At 49.3% G+C, this 4,459-nt stretch carries 4 protein-coding genes; all 4 read right to left on the reverse strand.

The window, feature by feature from the left end; genetic code table 11:
• Positions 1 to 602, reverse strand: a 602-nt coding sequence (locus KF784_19660; GenBank protein ID MBX3121278.1) for a NapC/NirT family cytochrome c, incomplete at its 3' end; no start/stop codon positions are given.
• 12 nt (positions 603 to 614) lie between these two features.
• Positions 615 to 1,343 (reverse strand): hypothetical protein, encoded by a 729-nt coding sequence (locus KF784_19665; GenBank protein MBX3121279.1) that lies wholly within the window; start codon positions 1,341 to 1,343, stop codon positions 615 to 617.
• 153 nt (positions 1,344 to 1,496) lie between these two features.
• Complete coding sequence (gene haoB, locus KF784_19670) at positions 1,497 to 2,459, reverse strand: hydroxylamine oxidation protein HaoB (protein MBX3121280.1); 963 nt, start codon at positions 2,457 to 2,459, stop codon at positions 1,497 to 1,499.
• A gap of 80 nt (positions 2,460 to 2,539) precedes the next feature.
• Positions 2,540 to 4,249 carry a hypothetical protein gene (locus KF784_19675; GenBank protein MBX3121281.1) on the reverse strand — a complete coding sequence of 570 codons (1,710 nt, stop codon included), beginning with the start codon at positions 4,247 to 4,249 and terminating at the stop codon, positions 2,540 to 2,542.
• Positions 4,250 to 4,459 lie beyond the last annotated feature (210 nt).

Raw genomic sequence — 4,459 nt, forward strand, 5'->3', positions numbered from 1 at the left:
TCATCGTCTTCCCCTTCCCAGTTATCCCAGTCGTCAGCCTTTAATACCAATTTCCCTTCCGCACGGCTAACATCCAAATCCGTCATCGGTACTTCTTCATGCACCAGATTCTGATGACAATCTATACACGTCGCTCCATGTGTCTCCATCCGCTTATGTGCCGCCTGCGCATCCTCTCCAGGCGGATCCGGATTCTTATGACAATCACGACACGTTACACTGTCCCATTTCTTCAAATTCATCCGTGCATCGTGCGCCATAATCAACCGACGTTCGTTGAATTTCTCCAGTGTCGAGTAATCATTCACCATCTCCAACCATAATTCCCGCGCACCATCCACTACATGGGTATATACCGCCAGATGGAAATTCCTGAAACCCTGCGGAATATGACAGTCCTTGCAGCCAGGATTCACTCCCAGTGCCCCATAATGTGTCGATTCCTTCAGTTCATCCTGTGGATAGGTCATCGAGTGACAGCTTGTGCAGAATTCATCGGTCGATAAGGCCGCTTCTCCTCCAAATACCACACCGATCAGTACGATCCCCAATAACGCTCCGGTCAATAACGTCCCGATCGCTCCTTTTTGTAATACGGTCATTCAGGTCTCCCTTTAATCGTCGTCACCATCATCATCGTCATCATCTCCGCCTTTTTCGCCTTCCTGCGCGTTGGACTGGAATTCATCATGATATTTGAATTTCGGTTCGCCTACAAAGGCTCCGTCCAGTTTGTAATGCGCGTGCATCGCTTTGTCGTTTTTCACCATTTTGTCAAAGTCAAACCGGTATTTCTCGTCTACTTCCGGGGTGAATGGTGTGTACGGCGCTTTTGCACCTTTCCAGCTTGATCCTTCATAGTTTAAGTGACAGGCTGCACACGCTTCTTCAAAGTGAAAGTTTTGCCCTTTTCTCGCCAGTACCGAGCGTTCCATCGTTCTGCCGTTGCGTTCAAATGCTTGTCCGCCTTTACGGTGGTCACCCCGATATTTCTTGCCTGGTCCATGACATGATTCGCAACCTACTGCTGCTAGCATTCTTTTCGGCTTTTCTACTGTATAACCGCCTTTTTGCCCCCATCCATCGACGTGACAGCCTACGCAGTCTTTGTCTTGGGTGTAATCTTTGTCCGGATCCAGTCCTGCTTTGATTTTCGCTTCTTTGCGCTCTCCTGCTTTGAGTGATTCCATCGCATTGCCATGCGCAGTTTCGCTCCACGATTTGGCTTGTGATTTGTGGCAGGAGCTGCATTTCTTACGTCCTTCAAAGTCCGCTACGGCTGTGCCTGTGAAAAACGCAAATAGTGCTATGAACGCCAGTATATAGGTTATTGGGTGTTTCATCCTTCCTCCTTTATGCTTTTTTATTTCATGTTTGTGTGCCGCGTATTCTACGCTATCACTCTCTGCTGTAAAGATACCGGCATGATTCGTACGGTTTATTTTTTAGTATCGTTGCCGCCGAGGTTTTATTTTATATGACCATGATACTTTTCTCTATCCCTGCTTTGCGGGTATTTTGTATAACCAATACCCTCCTTTCTGATAGAGCAGTTGTAACGCTTCCAGTTCCATGGGGGTCGGTTTGTCTGTAAATGGCAACATTTGCGCCAACATGGCTTGACTGCTTTCTGTGTCTGTCAGGAAATATACTCTGATTTCTGTGTCTGTGATCGATTGCAGGGTGTAGGTTTCAAAGTCGTTTTCTTTGAGCTGCACTTTCATGTGGTTGATCATGCCGTGTATGTTGCCGCTCAATGGGAAGTTCTGATACGCTACACCTATTCTTTCCGGATGTAGAAGTCCTAGTTTGTACAGGTCTGTAACATGGATGATCAGATAGGCTTCCCGGTCGGAACCGATTAGTTTGCGTAGTATCGGTACGCCGTCTTCCGGTTTTGATGCCAGTGCCAGACTGAATTGTTCGAATTGTTCGATTTCCTGCCGCTCTGCTTTGTTTTGCCAGAATTCATTTTCATAGGCGTCTATCGCCTGGCTGTATGCCTGCCAGTGCTGCGGTATGATTAGCGGTTCTTTCAGGTGGTTGGTGAATAGGGTTTCGTAGCCGGTCAGTAGGTTGAGTTGCTGTGAGAGGTCCCACCATGCGATCAGTAATGCATCTTTGGGGGCATGTTGTTGGATCGCTTTGGACAGCGCACTGAGTTCACTTGATTTCCAGTCCAGGGTGTGCAGTATTTCTTTGCTGTTGTTTTGCCATTTGACCAGTACCGGCGCGCTGTTTCCACGTTGCGCTACGGTGGCTTGCGCTATGGGTTTGGTGATGTCCGGAACGACTATGTCATAGCGGCTGATGGTGAGGTCTGGCCAGTCACCTAATTCGAGTTCGGGGTAGCTCTGCGGGTTTCCTGTGGATATTTGCTGGTAATGATAGGGAGCATCTATCGGTTTTAACCATGTGGTATACGCTACCCATCCCAGTAAAACTAAACCTCCCGCCACCAGGAGTATGCCTAGTGACGGGAGTAGTTTGTCTCCCGACCGTTTCGCTGGTACGTCCCGGTCGGTTGTCTCTGCGGGTATCAAGCTTCGCTTTGCTTACGTTTGCGCCAGCCTGCCAGTGCTAGTGTGCCGGCTAATAGCATGCCTCCACCTAAACCACCCAGTGAGATTTTCTCTGCTGTGCTGTCTAAGTCGAGTAAGCTGGTGCGTTTGGTCTCCAGTTTGGCTACGCGTTCTTTCAGTGCAATCATTTCACGTATCCGTGTGTTTTCGTCTTGCACTTCAACGTAGGCGCGGTTCATCGGTCCCCAACCTTCGGTGTATGTCCATCCGCCCGGGTTGACGTGCGCAAAACCTACGTGCATTTTGGCCAGGTCGTTTTCACCCATCTCGAGTACTTTGAGTTCCATGGATGCAGGGTTGTTGTCCTGTGACCAGAATAATTGGGTGAAGATCATGAAGCCTGGTTTTTCGGGTGCCGGTGGGTTCGGACGGTTGGTTTTCTGTCCTGCCAGCAATCCTTCTTCATATAGCTTCGATACTATTGCGTGTGCATCTTGGTATTTGGCTAATCCTTGCAGGGTCCCTTTGTCCATCAGATCAAGATAGGAGCGCGCAAAACGTTCTGAGTGACATTGGGTACAGGTTATTACCCATGCATCCAGTCTTTCTTCCGCCCATTCGCTGTTGATGTTCTCGGCTATGCCTGGTACGAATGGGTAGTTTGCCCAGCGTACTTTTCTTACCATGTTGTGCGCATATTCGCCTTCAAATTCCATGTGGCAGCCTGCACAGGTCGGCGCTGTTTGGCCGCCTTTGCTGTAGGCGTCTTTGAGCTCAACTTCCCAGTTCCATTTGTTCCCCAGCATCGAGACTATCTTGCCGTGCTTGGACATGGAGTACGCTTCCCAGTTGTTGTGGTCTACGCCGCTGTGACAGGTTGCGCACGCTTCCGGCTTGCGGGATTCCGCTGCTGAAAATTCGTGACGGGTATGGCAGCCGTCGCATTTGTTCTGATTGTAGTGACACATCGTACAACCTTCGGCTACTTCACGTTGCGGCATCGCTGCCCATACTGTGGTCTCTACGTTGGCGCTGTAGTCCAGCGAATGGGACGGTCGTCCATCCGGCCATTGACCGTTCGGCCATATCATGGTGTCACGTTCGGATTCCCGTTCGGCAAACTCCTGTAGGTGACATTTGCCGCAAACATCTGCCGTTGGCATGATCAGGTCTTTGCTGTGGTCTATCTTGCCTTGCTGGTTGATCCCCGCATGGCAATCTATACATCCAACTTCTTTCAGTGGTTCGCCATCTTTCAAATAGCCCAGCGAACGCAGGTTTTTCTCTACGTCTTCAAGTTTCGCTTTTTTGTAGTATGTCGGATCTTCCGGTTTTAATGCCCTTACTTTGTCCAGGTTCGCATGTGTGCTCTTTTTCCAAGCTTGTACCCATACCGGTGATTCGTCTGAGTGACATTCCACGCATTCCTTACGCTCCGCTTTGTCTCTCATTGAGACCGGCGGTTCGTAAAATGTCGCAGGATCCATGTAGGTGCTCAGTGGTATCGGCTCCCAGTAATCTCCCATCGTCCCTTTCCCAGCTCCTTGCTCCGGATCTTTGTAACGCTTCACTAACGCTTCGTGCAGTTGCTTCGGCGTCGCACTTCGATCCAAACCCAGTGCTTCATACGTCACATCCGGGACGCTCGGTATGTTTGCATGCACAGCTCCCGCCAGCGTCACCGCACTCGCAAACATGGCCAACTTTAGCCATAGCTTGGAAATCATCTCTCTCTCCTTTGTCTTTTCCTGTTAATTCCCTATTAATCTTTCTTCTCTTACTTCTTCTCGATGCTTTGTAACAGCGCCGTCCCTACATAACCACATATATCCACTCCCTCAGCTAAATAGCAGGTTATCATCCCTCTCAACAGCACTTCATCACACCATTTCGAACAACCTAGACTACTAACTCATACATCCACTGTCAAGTCGTTT

The sequence above is a fragment of the Fimbriimonadaceae bacterium genome (assembly GCA_019638775.1).
Taxonomy (GTDB): domain Bacteria; phylum Armatimonadota; class Fimbriimonadia; order Fimbriimonadales; family Fimbriimonadaceae; genus JAHBTD01.

Bases quoted from the DNA above. Each gene is read 5' to 3' on its own strand.
- KF784_19675 (MBX3121281.1), bottom strand. From the start codon at position 4,249: ATGATTTCCAAGCTATGGCTAAAGTTGGCCATGTTTGCGAGTGCGGTG.
- KF784_19665 (MBX3121279.1), bottom strand. From the start codon at position 1,343: ATGAAACACCCAATAACCTATATACTGGCGTTCATAGCACTATTTGCG.